Below are 18,014 nucleotides of genomic sequence, written 5' to 3'. Positions count from 1 at the left end.
CCGCTAGCGCAGGTCGGCCCCGGGACAAGCCCCCGGGGCCGCCAGATCAAGAGGACCCCCATGCACAAAGAGCTTTGGAACGACGCCGCCGGTGGCTTCCATCCCGCGAGCGCCCCCGACTACCTGCCCGAGCAGGCACTGCGCGAGGTACAGCTGCGCCGGCTGCGCGCCGTGGTCGATCACGCCTACAACAACGTGGCGCTGTTCCGGGCACGGATGGAGGCGCGTGACCTCACCCCGGACTCGATCCAGAGCCTCGCAGACATCGCCAAGCTGCCCTTCACCGTCAAGGCCGACCTGCGCGACACCTACCCCTCGGGGCTGTTCGCCGTGCCCATGGGCGATGTGGTGCGACTCCACGCCTCCTCCGGCACTACCGGCAAACCGATCGTGGTGGCCTACACCCGCGAGGACATCCAGGTATGGTCCGAGGTGATGGCCCGCGCCCTGGCCTGCTACGGGCTGCACCGCGGCGATATCCTCCAGAACGCCTTCGGCTACGGGCTGTTCACCGGCGGGCTGGGCGTGCACTACGGCGCCGAGACCCTGGGCGCGACCGTGGTGCCGATCTCCGGCGGCAACACCGACCGCCAACTGATGGTGATCCGTGACTTCGGGGTCTCGGCGCTGTGCTGTACCCCGAGCTATTTCGCCCACATGCTCGAGCGTGCCGATGAACTCGGCATCGATATCCGCGCCTCGTCGCTGCGCGTCGGCGTCTTCGGCGCCGAGCCCTGGAGCAACGCGATGCGCCACCGTGTCGAGGAACTCGCCGGGATCCGCGCCTACGACGTCTACGGGCTCTCCGAGATCGTCGGTCCCGGGGTGGCGAGCGAGTGTACCGAACAGCACGGGTTACACCTGTTCGAGGACCACTTCTACCCCGAGATCATCGACCCCGAGACCGGCGAGCCACTACCCGACGGAGAAGAGGGCGAGCTGGTGATCACCACGCTGAGCAAGCGGGCGATGCCGATGATCCGTTACCGCACCCGCGACATCACCGCAATCATCCCCGAGCGCTGCGCCTGCGGTCGTACCCTGCGACGGATGCGTCGTATCGAGCGCCGCTCCGACGACATGTTCATCATCCGCGGCGTCAACGTCTTCCCCTCCCAGGTCGAGGCCGCGCTGCTCGCCGTCGAGGGGACCCTGCCGCATTATCAGATCATCCTCACCCGCAGCGGCGGCCTCGACCAGATCACCGTCGAGGTCGAGGTCACCGCAGAGGTGTTCAGCGACAAGGTGCGCGCACTCGAGGACGTGCGTGCCCGACTGGCCCAGTCGATCGAGCGCATTCTCGGCATCCGTGTCATCCTGCGCCTGGTCGAGCCACGCACCATCGAGCGCAGCCAGGGTAAGGCCAAGCGCGTGATCGATCGCCGCCACGACTGAGCGGCCACGCCGTCGGTGACGACGGCCAGGAAGATGCACAAAGGGGAGTCAAGCCCATGAAACTGCAACAATTGTCACTCTTTCTCGAGAACCGCCCGGGCCAGCTCGGGGCACCGCTGGAGGCGATCGCGGCCGAGGGAATCAACATCCTCACCCTGTCGCTCGCCGACACCGCCCAGTTCGGCATCCTGCGACTGATCGTGCGCGAGTGGGAGCAGGCCAAGCAGATCTTCGAGCAAGGGGGCTGGGTGGTGAAGCAGACCGAGGTGGTCGCCGTCGACGTGCTCGACCGCCCGGGTGGACTGGCCAGCGCACTGGCGGTGCTCGAGGCCGCCGAGCTCAACATCGAGTACATGTACGCCTTCTCGTTGCGCCGTGACGACAAGGCGATCCTGATCTTCCGCTTCGAGGACCCCGACCGCGCCATCGAGGTCCTGCTCGAGAACGGACTGCACGTCGTCGAGACCGAAGAACTGATGCGTCACGTCGGCTGACGCCAACCACAGACCCAATGCCCATGTCCAACCAAGACCCCGACTGGCCAAGCGAGAATCGCATCTGGAACCATAGCGCCGAGACCCTCCCGCGCGAGGAGATCGAGGCACTGCAACTCGAACGACTGCGCGCCATGGTCGAGCGCGTGGCCAAGGTGCCCTTCTATCGCGACCAGTTCGAGCACGCCGAGATCGGCCCGCAGAGCATCCGCTCGCTGGCCGATCTGCGGCGCCTGCCCTTCACCACCAAGGATGACCTGCGTCGTCACCAGCCGCTCGGCTTCCTCGCCGTGCCTCGCAAGGAGCTGGCGCGCATCCACGGCTCCTCCGGCACCACCGGGATCCCCACCTTCGTCGCCTATACCGCGCAGGACTTACGCACCTGGTCGGAGCTGTGCGCGCGCTTCCTCGTCGCCGGCGGGCTGCGCCCGGCCCACACCGCCCAGGTCGCCTTCGGCTATGGCCTGTTCACCGGTGGCTTCGGTCTGCACTACGGCATCGAACGAGTCGGCGCGGCGGTGATCCCGACGGCAGCGGGCAACACCCGCCGCCAGATCGACATCATGCGCGAGCTCACCCCCGAGGTACTGATCTGCACCCCGAGCTATGCGCTGACCATCGCCGATGCCGCTCGTGAACTCGGTATCGACCCGGCCACCTTGCCGATGCGCTACGGCCACTTCGGCGGCGAGCCCTGGACCGAGGACATGCGCCGCGAGATCGAGGACCAGCTCGGGCTGCAGGCCTTCAACAACTACGGACTCTCCGAGGTATTCGGTCCCGGGGTCGCCGGCGAGTGTCCGCTGCACGAGGGCATGCACATCCAAGAGGACCACTTCATCGTCGAGTGTCTCGACCCCGAGACCCTGGAGCCGGTCGCCGAGGGTGAGCCGGGCGAGCTGGTGATCACCAACCTCACCCGCGAGGCCACCCCGCTGATCCGCTACCGTACCCGCGACATCGCCCGGCTCTATCGCGAGCCCTGTGCCTGCGGCCGCACCACCATGCGGATGAGCCGGGTGACCGGGCGCACCGACGACATGCTGATCATCCGTGGCGTCAACGTCTTCCCGTCGCAGATCGAGGAGGCGCTGCTGCGCGTCGAGGGCACCACCCCACACTATCTGATCGAGGTCGACCGTCCCGGCACCCTCGACGAGGTCCGCGTCAAGGTCGAGATGCGCCCGGAGATCTTCTCCGACCGCATGGACCGGATGCAGGCGCTGTGTGAACACATCAGCCGCGAGATCCAGACCGTCGCCGGCATCCGCGCCCATGTCGATCTGGTCGAGCCACGCTCGATCGAGCGCTTCGTCGGCAAGGCCCGGCGGGTACTCGACAAGCGCCGCCTGAGCGACTGAACGGCCACCCCCCTAGGAGGAGCATGACCATGATCCACACCATGATCCGAGCGCCACGCCGGGCCGGACTGTTGTTCGCCGCCCTGCTACTGCCGCTATTCGCCGGCGCCGCCGAGGACGGCTACTACATCGAGACCATCAACCGCGGCTCGGCGGTGATGAGCGAGGGGCCGCAGGAGAGTCTCTCCAAGACCTATATCGGCCACGGCAAGATGAAGGTGGTCAACAGCGGCGAGAACGCCGACAGCATGATCCTCGACCCCGAGTCCGGGGTGATGACCTTCCTCAACGACAGCCTGCAGCAGTACTTCACCATCAACGTCGCCGACGTCGCCAAGGCGATGGCCGACCCGAGCATGGCGCAGATGCGGGCGATGATCAGCGAGACCAAGGTCAGCGTCGAGGACACCGGTGAGACCCGCCAGATCGGCGACTGGGAGTGCCGCAAGTACGCGGTCACCAAGCAGGGCATGATGCAGGTCGAGCAGGAGGTATGGGCGACCGAGGAGATCGATCTCGACGTCCGTCCCTACACCCGGATGATGCGCATGTCCGGGGCCAGCGACATCCCCGGTGGGGCCGAGCAGATGGCCGAACTCGACAAGATCAAGGGCTTTCCCATCCTCACCGTCAGCACCATGAACATGATGGGCACCGAGGTGCGCACCGAGACCGAGGTCACCGAGGTACGGCGCCAGGCCATCCCGGCCGACACCTTCACCGTGCCCGAGGGCTATCAGCTCAAGGAGATCGGCATGGGGATGGCCCCCCCTGCCGAGCAGCCACAGGCGCAATGAGGCGTGCCCCGCGGCCGGCGACAGCCGGCTGCGGGGTCATGGCCTTCACCCCGTCCGAGCCAGCGAGGCAATCGCCACACGATCGTACTTACCCGAATCGAGCAGCGGCAGCGCCGCCACCCGCAGCCAGGTCCGCGGTCGCTCCGAGCCGGACAGGGGGCCGGCACACCACACCGCCAGCTCCTCGGCGCTCGCCTCACCACTGTAGACGGCCACCAAGCGATGTCCCCACACCGGCTCCTCGAGCGCGACCACGGCCAGCGCCCTGACCCCGGGCGCCCCGGCGAGCACCGCTTCGACCCGGGCGAGCGAGACATTGTTGCCGGCGATCACCCGCAGATCATCGGCGCGCCCCTGTACCCAGAGCACCCCATCATCGGCGACCCAGCCGAGGTCGGAGGTCTCGAACCAGCCATCGCGCAGCCCCTCGCCGGGGCGACGCTCGGGGTTGGCATAGCCCTGCATCAGCACTGGCCCACGCAGCCACAGCCGCGCCGGCGCCTCGGCCTTGCCGCCGCGCACTGCACAACCGGGTAGCAACGGCCCGATCCGTCCGGGCGACGGCGCCGCGCGCAGCCGCGCCGAGGTGGCGATCTGCGAGCCGGTCTCGGTCATCCCGTAGGTCACATACAGCGGCCAGCCGGCCTCGAGCGCGCGCGCGGCGAGCGCCGGGCTCAACGCCTGACCACCAACCATCACCACCCGCAGCGAGGCCGGCGGCCGCACGTCCTGATCGAGCAGACGCGCCAGCATCGGCGGCACCAGCGAGAGATGGGTGATGGCGTGCGCGTCGAGGTCGTGCGCCACCCGCTCGACGGCGAAACCCTGGTGCAGCACCAGGGCCGCACCGGCTAGGGCGCAACGATAGGCGATGGCAATGCCGCCGACATGACTGGTGCGCAGACAACACAGCCAGCGATCACCGCTCCCGAGCCCGAGGCTGCGGTTGCAACCGAGCGCCGAGGCAAGCAGGGCGTCGGCGCCGAGCATCGCCGCCTTGATGCGCCCACCGCTGCTACCGCTGGTGCGGATCAGCAGCGCCGGGGGACTCGCCGGGCGCCTCCCGGGCCCCAGACCGAGCCGTTCGAGCCGAGCGCCGAGCGGATCCCAGTGCCACTCGGCGGCGGCCAGCCGCGCCAGTTCGGCGCGGACCTCGGGGTCGAGCCCAGCACGATAGGGAAAGAGTGCGGCACCGAGACGCGCCAGGGCGTGCTGCATCAGTAGCAGGTCGAGTGCCGGGGCGTCGGCGGCGAGCACCAGCTCGCCGGCCTTCAGCCCCTGTGCGGCGAGCTGCCGGGCGCGGGCCCCGACCTCGACGTCGAGCCGATCGTAGTCCCAGCGTTGATCACCATGGACCAGCGCCAGCCCGGTGCCAGAGCACCAGGGGGCGGCAGAGAAGTCGGGGGCGGAGACGCGCGCCGGCACGCCCTGAGGGGCATGCGAGAGGGCGTCGGACATCGGCCTACCAGCGCACCTCGAAGACGCAGGCCTCGGCGCCCTTGGCCTGACAGGCGGTCTCGGTGACCTGCGCCTGACGCTGCACCAGCTTGCGATAGAGACGCTCGAAGGTACCGGTATAGAAGTCACAGAGTGGATGCTCGGCACGGGCGCCGGCGCAGAGCGGGCCGTCCTCGATGACGAAACGCGGCGGATAGGCGGGATGGATCTCGAAACGACCGGAGCCGGCAAAGGTCCAGGCATTGCGCTGGATCGCGGCCATCAGCACGCGGCTGGCCAAGGGAGCGGGCAGGATCTTGAGCAACCGCTGCGCCGGGCGCGGGATGCGGCGGGCAAGCAGATAATCGCCGGTACGGGCACCGGCATCGCGCGAGACCGCCTTGGCGCCCTCGACCCCGATCAGCTCGCGCAGTGCCACGTGGAGTCGGGTCACCTCGCGCTCGTCGACCATGGTCTCGGGCATGGCATCGAGATAGTGCGCCAGCCCCGCGGCCTCGAGCAGCGCCTCGACCCGCTCGCGTCCCTCGAAGGACTCGAGCGCCTCGGCGACACGGATGATGGCATTGGGGCCGACCCGTCCTGGGGCCGGAGCGGTGGTGTTGACTGGTTGATTCATTGAATTAGGATCGATCGCCACTGCGTACTAGCCCAGCCGCTCGTCCCCCCCCGCTCGACACAGAGCCCGTGGAGCAGATAGCGCCCCTCCGGGGTGACCCGGATACCGTCTTCGCCGACCTCGACCAGCCCCTGGCCGCCGTCGCGCAACAGACGATCCTGGCCCTCCTCCAGCGCGGTGGCCGAGGCGGCGGACAGCCGCATATTACACATCAGGGAGACCAACGCATCACGGCGCCGACGCTCCCGCTCACCCAGTCGCCGTCCAGCGGCGACTGGTAGTTGACCGGCCGCGACCCGCCCCAGCCAGGCGCGCAGATCGGGTTCGTTCTGCACCAGCACCTGCCCGAGCTCACCCACCCCACTGGGGCCGAAGGCGAGCACCTGCGCCGCCGGCAGCGGGGTATAGCCGATAGCGGTACGGTGGAGCTGGCCGGCGTGCTGGGCCACGGCCAGCTCATCGCCCTCGCGCACGAACAGGTCGAGCCCGATCCAGCGATAGCCGGCCTTGGTAAAGACCTCGACGGCCTGGCGAAACAGCGCGAGCTTGGCCGCGGCGCTCGGCAGCATGGCCGCGTCGATGGCGTGCTGATGGGGACGGTGCGCCGGATCGTGATTGTAACTGAAGCAGGAGATGCGGTCGGGGGCGAGTTCGACGACCTGGGCGAGGGTGGTGCGGAAGCCCTCGGCGGTCTGGAAGGGCAGCCCGTAGATCAGGTCGAAGCTGACGTTTTCGAAACCAGTGTCGCGGGCAGTGTGATAAACGTCGCGCACCATCCCCAACGACTGCAACCGACCGATGGCGCGCTGCACCTCGGTGTTGAGGTCCTGAACCCCGAAGCTGATGCGCTTGAAGCCGAGACCATGGATCAGATCGAGCTGTCCGGCCGAGGTCCGCCTGGGATTACACTCGATCGAGGTACAGGCGTCGGGGGCGAGGTTGAAATAACGCTCGACGATCTCCATCAACCGAGCAAGCTGTGGCTCATTGAGATGATTGGGGGTCCCGCCACCGACATGGAGCTGCACCACCCGCCGACCACGCCCGATCAGCCCGCTGACCTGCTCGAACTCACGTTCCAGGGCATCGAGATAACCGTCGACCTTCTCCTCACTGTGGGTGATGGTGGTATCGCAGGCGCAGTAGAGACAGCGGACGTGACAGAAAGGGACGTGGACGTAGATCGCCAGGTCGTCGTCCGGGGCGCCGGCCAGCTCGGCGAGCGCCTCCCGGTACAGGGTTTCGCAAAAGGATCGGTCGGAGACCAGACCCGAAGGGGAGAACGGACATCCGCTCGAGGATTGGCCATACCGATCGAGCAACTCGAACGGCACACTGGTAGAGAGAGGCGCCATGTGTCAAACCTGTTGTCAGGTTGCACTGCGAACATCCCGGGCGTCGACGCGACGGACCAGGCCGTAGCCACCCCAGTGTGCCGCAGTCTCGAATCCATCCATATCCGAACTCGGGATGTCCGGCGAATCCACGGCACCCTGAAAACAGGGCCCGCGAGCGCTGGACGGCCAACACGACTCGATGACATCCGCCCGAGGACCGGCAGCACTGGAGTCGTTCGCTACCCTAACATGGGGCTTGGCGAACACCGCAACCGCTTGTCCTGGCGTGATCTATCGGATGGATGAGAGGCACAGGCGAGCGGCCTGAAATGCCTCGATGTCCACACGACCGCGCCGCGCTCGCCATGGCTGGCACGGGGATTATACGTCGAGCGCCAAGGAAGCTCTACCTTGTCCCCAAGTCAGTCGAAAAAGTTCCCCACCACGGCGGGGCACGACCGCGCAACCGGGCTCACAGTCCCGAGGCCAGGCGCTCTCTACGATCGACATCGCCGCGCGTGACCGGCGGACGATGGCGGAGCAGGACCGAGAACAGCCCGCCCGAGCCGGCGTCCGAGCCCTGTTCACCCGCACTGTCGTCATGATGCCGGTTGGGCAATGCCCAAGACCACAACGCCTCATCCGGCAACGGCAGCACCAACAGCCAGTGCTCGAGCAGCGCCAGCGCCAGCAGCGTGGTCGCCAGAGTCAGGCGCACCGCCGCGGCGCCGGCCGAGTGCGGCGCAACCGCCTCGAGCACCATCAGCACCACCACCACGGTGGAGACGGTGATCGAGATCGGGAACAGCAGGTTCATGCCACGCTTGGGCATGTAGCTCTTGAGATAACGCAGATGTTCTGGCAGCCAGTCCTCGTTGAGGTTGGGCACGCCGAAGAAGAGGTTGAGCTTGGCGCTCCAGCGCATCAGCCACAGCACCGCGAAGGTCCAGACCCCGACCTGGTTGGGCTGCTCCCAGGCGACCAGGATCAGGAACACCGCAGTGGCGACGATCGCCAGCTCATGATAGAGGCTGGTGAGCACCGCCAGCCAGAAGCGCCGCCAGCCACGACAGTCCTGTGGACAGGCATGCTTGCGCGGTCCGGTGAGGAAGCCGGTGAAGTAACTCATCTCCAGCACCCCCCAGATCACCAGACCGCAGGTGAAGCCCACATAGGCAGCGAACCGCCCCTCGTGCAGGCTGCTCAGGGCGAAGCCGAAGATCGCCACCGCCAACACCACGATGCCGCCGAGCATGGTCCAGCGGAAGGTGCGACGCGGCAGGTTGTCCAGATAGAGCACCACGCCGGTGCCCAACCACCACAGCCCGAGCGCGTACAGGAGTGGGAAACCGAAGTCGGTCATGCGATGCGACCCATTCTGCTGCTGAGGCAGACCACGCCGTGGCCCGCCGATATCACCGAGGGCATCCGCTGTCGCGGCGTATCGCGCGATACACACACGCAGACGCGCCCCCTCGGCAGGGGCGCGTCACGAATGGACTCACTGGGAGACCGGGGCGGCGTCGAGGAGTTCGGCAAACACACCTTCGTTGCTCTCGCCGAAGGCGCGTAGCCGGATCAGGATCTCGGTTTCCGGATCCTCCAGGGTGATCGCACCGTCGGCACGACGCGCCACCTGGTAGGGAGCGTCCGCGTCGGCCTGATGCAGCATGCGCTCACGCCCCATGCTGCGCAGCACCCCACGTACGAATCCACCCTCGGCCGGTTCAAAGGTCTCGATCAACTCGCCGCTACCGGCGTCGTAGACGGCGAGTACCTCCTCGGGCTGGGACTCGAAACGCAGATCACGGGTCTCCACCGCCGGGGCCGCCGGGATCTGCTCGGGCGACATCCCGGTGAGGCGGGCGATGCTGATCATCAAGATGATCGAGCCGAGCAGGATCGCGACCGCGATCAGCACGCCCCGCGGAAACGGGCGTTCACCAAATGGATCACTCAAGATGAGACCTCGTCAGGAAGCGGCTGCGGGACTGGACTCGGCCTCGTCGTCGCGCGCGCCATCTTGGTCTTCACCGGTTTCGGCAAAGGCCTTGAGGGCATCGGCGAGCACCCCGGCGACCCGGTCGACGTCGGGGATCGCCCGCAGCATCGGCCGCGGCGGCGAGAAGGTCCAGGGGCGGACATGGGGCCAGAAGAGCACGTAGGAAGGACGCGCCGACTCGGCCAGCAGCAAGGGGATGTCCCCCGTGCCATCGGCGTAGCGACGCAGATCGACCGAGCGGATCTGGGCGAAGGGCAGATTCATCATCATCGGCAAGGCGACACCGATACGCATCACCAGCCGACGCGAGGTGATGGTATAGACGGTGGTCCGCGCCATCCCCCAGGCCAGCAGCGCCAGGGCGCCGATGGCCAACGCCGCCAGCAGGGCGATCCAGAGCGTCCCCTGAACCACGGCGGCAACGCCGCCCTGCTCCGCCCACCCGAATGCCAGCACGACGGCCAGCAACAGGAAATAAACGGCGATCTTCCTGACGTGGAAGGCGCGCCGCGCCAAAGTAGTCCAGCGCGGCGCTCCCTGCCAGAGCAGCTCCTCACCAGGAGGCAGCTGCTCGGGCAAACCCCGAATAGGCTCGAAGTCGTATTCCTTCACAGCAGAGGCTCGGCACGCTCTTCGGTGGCGTAGAGCTTACCTGCGGCATAGAAGGCGCAGACCTTGTCCTCTTCGTAGAGGGTGACCTGATCGGGGTTGGCGAGGGTCGGCACCTTGGCGAAGTGCTCGGCACGCAGCGACAGCACCTTGACCTTGCCTTCCTTCTTGTTGAAGCGGCAGAAGTTGATCGGCAGCAGCACCTGCTTGCCACCCTGAGCGGTCTTGATCTCGAGATAACGGATCTGCGGCTCGGCGCGATCGACCCAGACGTCGCTGATAGTCCCGCCGACGGCATTGTCGAGACCGACCACGGTCATGCCACGCGGATCCGGATCCTTGCTGGAGATGGAGAAGTCGGTGGCCACACGCATCGGCACGATCTTCGGACGGCCGTCCTCGGTGAGGTCGGGGTGCTTCTCACGGTTGGGCGAGGAGCCCGGACCGACACCAGCGGTCATCGGGTCGCCGACCGGCTCGAGCGGAGCGCCGAGGAAGGGGGCGATCGGCTTGGCCTTGAGATTGGTCTCCGGGGCCTTCGGGTTGGGCACCTGCACGGTACCGCCGTTGTGCGGCAGGATGAAGGTCTTGGGCGCGGGCAGGCCGGGGAAACCGACCACCTTGACGCGACCGCCGGAACGTTCGGTGCGATCGGAGTCGAGCGGATACCCCTCACGCTTGTCCTCCTGGCGCAGGTAGTAGATCAACCCGGCGAAGAAGAACCAGAATGCCCAGATCGTGAGCTGGGCGACATCGATGTATTCAGTGATGGCTGCAGACATGTTGTGACCTCCGTAGGACAAATGGCCAGCCGGCTAACCGGCCAGACCGAAGCGCGATGACCGCCTTGGACCAGGTCGATGGGCCAGACCCGCAAGCGGACCAGTGACGACCAACGTGGCAGATGAAAAAACGAACTCGCGTAGTGTGACGACTCCATAGCCGGTGGCTGAACCGGTCTTGACCGGACCCCTCCCCGCCCCTCGGCGCGGCCCGAGCACGCCGACACCCGTTGTAACGGACGCCGACGGTGCGCACTGCACCCCGGGGCGGGCACTCATGCCGGCACCAGCTCCAGGGCCTGAGAGGTGTAGAAGCCGACCATCACCCGATGAGTGCGTCCAGGCTTCCAGCCGCTGAGCCGAGGCTCGGCGGCGATCAGCGCCTGCAGCCGCTCCAGGGTCACCGGCACAATCGCCGGCGAACGGTCGCTGCGTGGGAACCACTTGCCGACGGCATGCATCAGTGCCAGCAAGGGGGTTCGCGGCGCGAAGGTGAACAGGATCGACCCACTGGTGCGCTCAGCGATCCCGGCGAGCACCTCCACCACGTCCTCGGGGCTGTAGTGGATCAGCGAGTCCATGGCCACCACGTGATCGAAGCGACCATGGGCCGGATCGAGCATGTCACCGGCCTCGAAGTGGACCGAGCCCGGCCCCAGGTCGGCCGGCAGACGCTCGCGCGCGACCTCGATCAGGGTCGGTGCCACATCGATGGCACAGACCTCGGCACCACGGCGTGCCGCCTCGACCGAGAGCATCCCGGTGCCGCACCCGGCATCGAGCAGGCGCGACCCGGCGAGATCGGCCGGCAGCCAGCTGAGCAAAGTGTTGCGCATGTCGTCGCGCCCGGCACGCACCGTCTCGCGGATGCGCGAGACCTTGGCATCCGAGGTCAGCTTCGACCAGGCCTCGGCGGCGGTGCGATCGAAGTAGGTCTTGATCTGACCGCGGCGCTGTTGATAGGAACCCTCGGTCATCAGTCAAACCCCAGAAAATCGAAGATGTCGCGATCGCGCATCGGCTGCGCCTCGAGCGGCTCGACCCCGTCCCAGAGCTGCTGGGCGAGCTGCAGATACTGCTGCTGCGCGGCCTCCAGCCCAGAGTCGGGCTCCGGCTGCATCTCGAACACGGTCGACTTCTTCAGCCGACTACGACGGATGATGTCGAGGTCGGGCAGATGTGCCAAGCGCTTGAGACCGACGGCGTCGATGAAACGATCGATCTCGTCGGTCTGACGACTGCGGTTGGCCACCACGCCGCCGAGACGCACCTTGTAGTGTTTGGCCTTGGCCTGGATCGCCGCGGCGATGCGATTCATCGCGAAGATCGAGTCGAAGTCGTTGGCGGTGACGATCAGCGCGCGGTCGGCATGCTGCAACGGCGCGGCGAAACCGCCGCAGACCACGTCGCCGAGCACGTCGAAGACCACCACATCGGTGTCCTCGAGCAGATGATGCTGCTTGAGCAGCTTCACCGTCTGACCGACCACGTAGCCGCCACAGCCGGTGCCTGCGGGCGGGCCACCGGCCTCGACGCACATCACCCCGTTGTAACCCTCGTAGACGTAGTCGGAGGGACGCAGCTCCTCGGCGTGGAAATCGACCGACTCAAGCACGTCGATGACCGTCGGCACCAGGCACTTGGTGAGGGTGAAGGTCGAGTCGTGCTTGGGGTCGCAGCCGATCTGCAGCACCCGCTTACCGAGCTTCGAGAAGGCGACCGACAGGTTCGACGAGGTGGTGCTCTTGCCGATCCCGCCCTTGCCGTAGACGGCAAAGACCTTGGCCGATTCGATCTGCAGGTTGGGATCGAGCTGCACCTGCATGCTGCCCTCTCCGTCCAGGTACTTCGTCACGCGGCAGCCTCCTCGACGACGCCTTCAAGCCGATCTTCAAGCTCTTCGCCCGCCTTGCGCAGGGCCTCGAGCGTCGCCTCGTCGGGCGACCAGTAGTTACGTTCGTGCGCCTCGATGAGTCGGTTGGCGACCTTCGCCGAGGCAGTGGGGTTCAACTGGGCCAGGCGGTTGCGCATCTCCTCATCGAGCACGAAGGTCTCGGTGAGCTGCTGGTAGACCCAGGGCGCGACCTGACCGGTGGTGGCCGACCAGCCCATGGTGTTGGTCACATGGACCTCGATCTGGCGCACGCCCTCGTAGCCGTGCTTGAGCATACCCTCGTACCACTTGGGGTTGAGCATGCGGGTGCGGGTCTCGAGCGCGACCTGCTCGGCCAGGGTCCGCACCACGCCGTCGCCACGGGTCTGGTCACCGATGTAAACCGGCACCTCGTCGCCCTTGAACTGGCCGACGCTCTTGGCGATGCCGCCGAGGGTGTCGAAGTAGTGATCGACGGTGGTGACGCCAAGCTCGACCGAGTCGAGGTTCTGATAGGCCAGCTGCACCTTGCCGAGCACGTCCTTGAGCAGCTCGGTCTGCTGCACCGGCTTGCCGGAACGGCCGTAGGCAAAGCTCTTGCGCCGGGTGTAGGTCTCGGCGAGCTCGCCGTCCTCGTCCCAGCTGCTGCTGTCGATGAGGTTGTTGACGTTGGCGCCATAGGCCCCGTCGGCGTTACTGAACACCCGCAGTGCCGCGGTCTCGAGGTCGCAGTCATGGGTCTCCATGTACTCGAGCACGTGCTTACGGATGAAGTTCTGCTCGACCGGCTCGTCGGCCTCGGCGGCGAGGAAGGCGGCCTCGGCAAGGAGCTTGGTCTGCAGCGGCAGCAGGTCGCGGAAGATGCCCGAGAGGGTCATCACCACGTCGATACGCGGGCGTCCCAGCTCCTCGAGCGGGATCAACTCCGCCGCGCACAAGCGGCCGTAGTTGTCGAAGCGCGGACGTGCGCCCATCAACGCCAGGGCCTGACCGATCGGACCACCCTCGGTCTTGAGGTTATCGGTCCCCCAGAGCACCAGCGCGATGCTCTCCGGGAAACCGTTGCCCTCGGCCTGGTGGCGTTCGATCAGCAGCTTGGCCTGCAACGCGCCGTCGCGCTGGGCAAAGCGGCTGGGCATACGGAAGGGATCAAAGCCGTGCAGGTTGCGCCCGGTGGGCAGGATCTCCGGAGTGCGCAGCAGATCGCCGCCGGGCGCCGGCGGGATGAAGTGACCGTCGAGCGCGGCGAGGATCGCCGGGGTCTCGGTGTCCTGCTGCAACTGCTGGTTGATCTTGGCCAGCTCGCGGAACAGCTCGACGTGCGCCTCGGAGGTCGCCATCTTGCCGGCCTTGAGCGCCTTCTCCGGCGACTTGCCAGCGACCAGGGCCGCGACCGCGTCACGCTCGGGGCGGATATCGCGGGTCGACTCGGCCACCGCCACCAGGGTGTCGATGCGTTCGTCGTCGGTCGGCGCCTCGCCGACCACGTGCAGACCGTGCGGGATCAAGGTGTACTCGAGTTCGAGCACCTCGTCGTTGAGACGGGTGATACGCGCGTCGATCTCGGTACCGGCCCACTGCGGCTCGAGGTCGGCGAGTTCGAGCTCGGCGGCCTGGGCCTGGATCAGCTCGGCGAGCTGAGCACGCTCGTCGGTCTCGCTCGGCGGCAGCGAACGCCACCGCTCCATCGATGCCTTGAGATCGACCAGCCCCTTGTAGAGGCCAGCGTGCGCGATCGGCGGGGTGAGATAGCTCACCAGGGTCGCGGCCGCGCGGCGCTTGGCGATGACCCCCTCGGAGGGGTTGTTCGAGGCGTAGAGATAGACGTTGGGCAGATCGTTGATGAGCCGATCCGGCCAGCAGGCGCCGGACAGGCCGGCCTGCTTGCCCGGCATGAACTCAAGCGCGCCATGGGTACCGAAGTGCAGCACCGCGTGGGCGCCAAAGTCCTCGCGGATGTAGCGATAGAAGGCCGAGAAGGCGTGGGTCGGGGCAAAGCCCTTCTCGAACAGCAACCGCATCGGGTCACCCTCGTAACCGAACGAGGGCTGGATGCCGACGAAGACGTTGCCGAACTGGACCCCGAGCACGAAGATCGAGGCGCCGTCGCTTTGCTGCTTACCCGGGGCCGGCCCCCAGTGCGCCTCGATCTCAGCGAGATAGGGCTCGCGACGGACGTGGTCGTCGGTGGCGATACGGGTGTGGACGTTGGCATGGGCACCGAAGCGCGCGGCGTTACCATTGACCACGCGCTCGCGCAGGTCGTCGACACTCTCGGGCAGCTCGACCGAGTAGCCGGCCTCCTTCATCGACACCAGGGTGTGATAGAGCGAGGAGAACACCGACAGATAGGCGGCGGTACCGGTGTTACCGGCGTTCGGCGGGAAGTTGAACAGCACCACCGCGACCTTGCGCTCGGCACGCTCGGCGCGACGCAGCCGCACCAGCTTGGCGACACGGGCGGCGAGCATCGCGGCGCGGTCGTCCTTGACGTGCATGTCACGGTTGGCATCCCCGCTGCCGTCGCCGGTGCGACCACCGAAGACCATCGGGTTGGCAGCACCGTCGAGTTCGGGGATGGCCACCATCATGGTCGACTCGACCGGCATCAGCCCCTGCTCGGAGCCTTCCCATTGATCGAGGGTCTGGAACTCCACGGCCAGGGTCGACATGTAGGGCACGTCGAGCTTCTTGAGCATCTCCTCGGCGGCCTTGGAGTCGTTGTAGGCGGGACCGCCGACCAACGAGAAGCCGGTGAGCGAGACCACCGCATCGACGGTCGCCTTGCCCTCCTTCATGAAGAACTTCTCGATCGCCGGGCGGGCGTCGAGACCGCTGGCAAAGGCCGGCACCACCTGCAGCCCGTGGGCCTCGATCGCCTTGATCACGCCCTCGTAGTGCCCGGAGTTGCCGGCGAGCACGTAGGAGCGCATCAGCAACAGGCCGACACGCCCCTTGAACCCGCCCTTACCGGGATTGGGGAGCTGGGCGAGCTGTTCGGTGATACGCCCCTTGACGGCGGGGTGGAAGAGCCCGACCTCGGGGTATTCGATGGGATCGCCGACCTTGAGGGTGCCGCGCAGATGGCGACGCTCGCCGTCGGCATAGCGATCGACCAGGAAGCGGACCATGTTGCCGAGGTTGTCGGCGGAACCGGCGAGCCAGTACTGCAGGGTGAGGAAGTAGGCACGCACGTCTTGCGCGGTACCGGGGATGAAACGCAGCAGCTTGGGGATGCGACGCAGCATCGACATCTGCTGGGCACCGGCGCTCTGCTGCTTGCGCTCCTTGTTGCCGCGCAGACGCTTGAGCAGCGCCATCGGGCCACCCTGGGCACTGCCGTCCATGGTGAAGCCGCCGAGCTTGGTCAGGCGCATCAGCTCGCTGGCCGACATGCACACGATCATCGCGTCGCAGTCGTCACGGCGCGCCTGCAGCGCCGGCAGGATCGGCCGGAAGTGCTCCTCCATCACCAGCATGGTGACCATGATGATGTCGCCCCGGGCGATATCGGCCTGGCAGCGTTCGAGCGAGGCCGGGTCGGCGGCCCAGTCGGTGGCCGCGTGCAGGCACAGCTCCAGACCAGGGAGGTCACGCTGCACCTCGGGTAGCGCACGCTCGGTGGTTCCCGCCAGATGCCCGTCGAGATTGATGATAACGACGCGAACCGGGGTCTGATCGGAGTTCTTGGCGCGCTGGTCAGCGGCCGAAATGCGCTTTGGCATCGTAGAGCGTCTCCACAGTAATGGTCTGGATCCCGCGTTCCGTGGCATAGCGCTCGGTGTTACGCCTGGCCTTGCCGCGCACGAAGAAGGGGATCTTTTTCAGTTCCTGCTCGGCCTCCGGTGCCCAAGTCGTTGCGGACGCGTCATCGCCCTCAGCGGGGGACGTCTCCTGCGGCTGCGCCGACACGGTGGTCTCGGGCACGCGCCCGGGGCTCGTGCCGTGGCCCAGATGCGATGGGGTCGATGCGTCGTTGAACTCGAAGTCCTCCCTGAACATGGTGATCAGGTGTTCCTCGAGGCCCATCATCAACGGATGGACCCAGGTATCGAAGAGGACGTTCGCACCCTCATAGCCCATCTGCGGTGCATAGCGCGCCGGGAAGTCCTGCACGTGCACCGGCGCTGAGATCACCGCGCACGGGACCCCCAGACGCTTGGCGATGTGGCGTTCCATCTGGGTGCCGAGCACCAGTTCCGGGTGCGCCTCGGCCACCCGCGCCTCGACCTCGAGATAATCGTCCGTGATCAGCGGCTCGACACCATACTGCTTGGCCGCCGCGCGAACCTCGCGGGCGAACTCGCGCGCATAGGTGCCGAGCCCAACCACGGTGAACCCCAGCTCCTCGCTGGCCACCCGCGCTGCGGCCACCGCATGGGTGGCGTCGCCGAAGATGAACACCCGCTTACCGGTCAGATAGGTCGAGTCGACCGAGCGTGAGTACCACGGCATTCTAGACCAGTCGGGCATCGCAATGCCGCTCGTATCGATCCCGGCGACCCGACCGACCTCGGCGATGAAGTCGCGGGTAGCGCCGATGCCGAGCGGCACCGTCTTGACCGTCGGCTGGCCGAACATGCGCTCGAGCCAGAGACAGGTCTGATCAGCGGTCTCGGGGTAGAGACAGATGTTGAAGTCGGCCTCGGGCAGACGCAGCAGGTCGGCCGGCGAGGCGCCGAGCGGTGCCACCACATGGACATCGACACCGATCATGTCGAGTAGGCGGGTGATCTCGGTGACGTCGTCACGACAGCGGAAGCCGAGCGAGATCGGGCCGAGCAGGTTGGCACGCGGACGCTGCCCCTCAGGGCGCGGCGGACGCGACTCACCGGGTGCCGGGCGGCGCTCGTGCAGCAGGCCACGGACCAGCTGATAGAAGGTCTCGTTGGCGCCCCACGACTCCTTGCGGGTATAGGCCGGCAACTCCAGCGGCAACACCGGGATCGGCAGTCCCATGCCCTGGGCGAGCGCGCCGGGCTGATCCTGGATCAACTCGGCGGTGCAGGACTCACCGATCAGCAACACCTCAGGCGAGAAGCGGTCGTAGCAGGACTGGATGGTGTCCTTGACCAGCTCGGCGGTATCGGCACCGAGCTCACGGGCCTGGAAGGTGGTGTAGGTCACCGGCGGACGCGAATCGCGCCGCTCGATCATGGTGAACAGGAGATCGGAATAGGTATCCCCCTGGGGTGCGTGCAGCACCAGGTGCACGCCCTGCATCGAGGCGGCGACGCGCATCGCGCCGATATGAGGCGGCCCTTCGTAGGACCAGAGCGTCAGCTGCATG

At 66.9% G+C, this 18,014-nt stretch carries 15 protein-coding genes; 4 read left to right on the top strand and 11 right to left on the bottom strand.

Annotated elements, in window-relative coordinates:
- Positions 1-60 precede the first annotated feature (60 nt).
- The 4 genes from HF203_RS04265 to HF203_RS04250 are packed head-to-tail and all read left to right on the top strand — an operon-like array spanning position 61 to position 4,047.
- Entirely contained in the window at positions 61-1,395 is a 1,335-nt protein-coding gene (locus HF203_RS04265; RefSeq protein ID WP_168666895.1) for a phenylacetate--CoA ligase family protein, read from the top strand.
- Positions 1,396-1,451: 56 nt separating this feature from the next.
- Positions 1,452-1,889 carry an amino acid-binding protein gene (locus HF203_RS04260; RefSeq protein ID WP_168666893.1) on the top strand — a complete coding sequence of 146 codons (438 nt, stop codon included), beginning with the start codon at positions 1,452-1,454 and terminating at the stop codon, positions 1,887-1,889.
- A 23-nt stretch (positions 1,890-1,912) separates the two neighbouring features.
- The gene (locus HF203_RS04255; RefSeq protein WP_168666891.1) at positions 1,913-3,250 is read left to right on the top strand and encodes a phenylacetate--CoA ligase family protein; all 1,338 of its coding nucleotides are present in this window, start codon (positions 1,913-1,915) and stop codon (positions 3,248-3,250) included.
- Between the two features lie 23 nt (positions 3,251-3,273).
- Positions 3,274-4,047, top strand: coding sequence for a DUF4412 domain-containing protein (locus tag HF203_RS04250; RefSeq protein WP_168666889.1), 774 nt, complete (start codon positions 3,274-3,276; stop codon positions 4,045-4,047).
- A gap of 45 nt (positions 4,048-4,092) precedes the next feature.
- On the opposite strand, the gene HF203_RS04245 is transcribed toward HF203_RS04250, so the two are convergent.
- The 11 genes from HF203_RS04245 to bchB form a co-directional block, all read right to left on the bottom strand.
- A complete protein-coding gene (locus HF203_RS04245; RefSeq protein WP_168666887.1) occupies positions 4,093-5,505 on the bottom strand; it encodes an AMP-binding protein in 1,413 nt (470 codons plus the stop codon).
- 4 nt (positions 5,506-5,509) lie between these two features.
- Positions 5,510-6,121, bottom strand: coding sequence for a bacteriochlorophyll 4-vinyl reductase (gene bchJ / locus HF203_RS04240; RefSeq protein ID WP_168666885.1), 612 nt, complete (start codon positions 6,119-6,121; stop codon positions 5,510-5,512).
- A complete protein-coding gene (gene hemN / locus HF203_RS04235) occupies positions 6,118-7,476 on the bottom strand; it encodes an oxygen-independent coproporphyrinogen III oxidase (RefSeq protein WP_168666883.1) in 1,359 nt (452 codons plus the stop codon). The genes bchJ and hemN overlap by 4 nt, the downstream gene beginning before the upstream one ends.
- A 454-nt stretch (positions 7,477-7,930) precedes the next feature.
- Complete coding sequence (puhE, locus tag HF203_RS04230; protein WP_168666881.1) at positions 7,931-8,821, bottom strand: putative photosynthetic complex assembly protein PuhE; 891 nt, start codon at positions 8,819-8,821, stop codon at positions 7,931-7,933.
- A gap of 138 nt (positions 8,822-8,959) precedes the next feature.
- Positions 8,960-9,418, bottom strand: coding sequence for a photosynthetic complex assembly protein PuhC (gene puhC / locus HF203_RS04225; protein WP_168666879.1), 459 nt, complete (start codon positions 9,416-9,418; stop codon positions 8,960-8,962).
- A gap of 12 nt (positions 9,419-9,430) precedes the next feature.
- Positions 9,431-10,072: a photosynthetic complex putative assembly protein PuhB gene (gene puhB, locus HF203_RS04220; protein ID WP_168666877.1), complete on the bottom strand. Its 642-nt coding sequence runs from the start codon at positions 10,070-10,072 to the stop codon at positions 9,431-9,433.
- The gene (puhA, locus tag HF203_RS04215) at positions 10,069-10,851 is read right to left on the bottom strand and encodes a photosynthetic reaction center subunit H (protein WP_168666875.1); all 783 of its coding nucleotides are present in this window, start codon (positions 10,849-10,851) and stop codon (positions 10,069-10,071) included. The genes puhB and puhA overlap by 4 nt, the downstream gene beginning before the upstream one ends.
- 275 nt (positions 10,852-11,126) lie before the next feature.
- The gene (bchM, locus tag HF203_RS04210; RefSeq protein ID WP_168666873.1) at positions 11,127-11,828 is read right to left on the bottom strand and encodes a magnesium protoporphyrin IX methyltransferase; all 702 of its coding nucleotides are present in this window, start codon (positions 11,826-11,828) and stop codon (positions 11,127-11,129) included.
- Positions 11,828-12,676, bottom strand: coding sequence for a ferredoxin:protochlorophyllide reductase (ATP-dependent) iron-sulfur ATP-binding protein (gene bchL, locus HF203_RS04205; RefSeq protein ID WP_210424632.1), 849 nt, complete (start codon positions 12,674-12,676; stop codon positions 11,828-11,830). The genes bchM and bchL overlap by 1 nt, the downstream gene beginning before the upstream one ends.
- Before the next feature lie 26 nt (positions 12,677-12,702).
- A complete protein-coding gene (locus HF203_RS04200; protein WP_168666869.1) occupies positions 12,703-16,449 on the bottom strand; it encodes a magnesium chelatase subunit H in 3,747 nt (1,248 codons plus the stop codon).
- The gene (gene bchB / locus HF203_RS04195; protein ID WP_168666867.1) at positions 16,424-18,013 is read right to left on the bottom strand and encodes a ferredoxin:protochlorophyllide reductase (ATP-dependent) subunit B; all 1,590 of its coding nucleotides are present in this window, start codon (positions 18,011-18,013) and stop codon (positions 16,424-16,426) included. Before bchB ends, HF203_RS04200 begins: the two co-directional genes overlap by 26 nt.
- Between the last annotated feature and the right edge of the window lies 1 nt (position 18,014).

The sequence above is a fragment of the Marichromatium bheemlicum genome (genome assembly GCF_012276755.1).
Taxonomy (GTDB): Bacteria; Pseudomonadota; Gammaproteobacteria; order Chromatiales; family Chromatiaceae; genus Marichromatium; species Marichromatium bheemlicum.
This window is presented reverse-complemented; position numbering and strand designations above follow the sequence as displayed.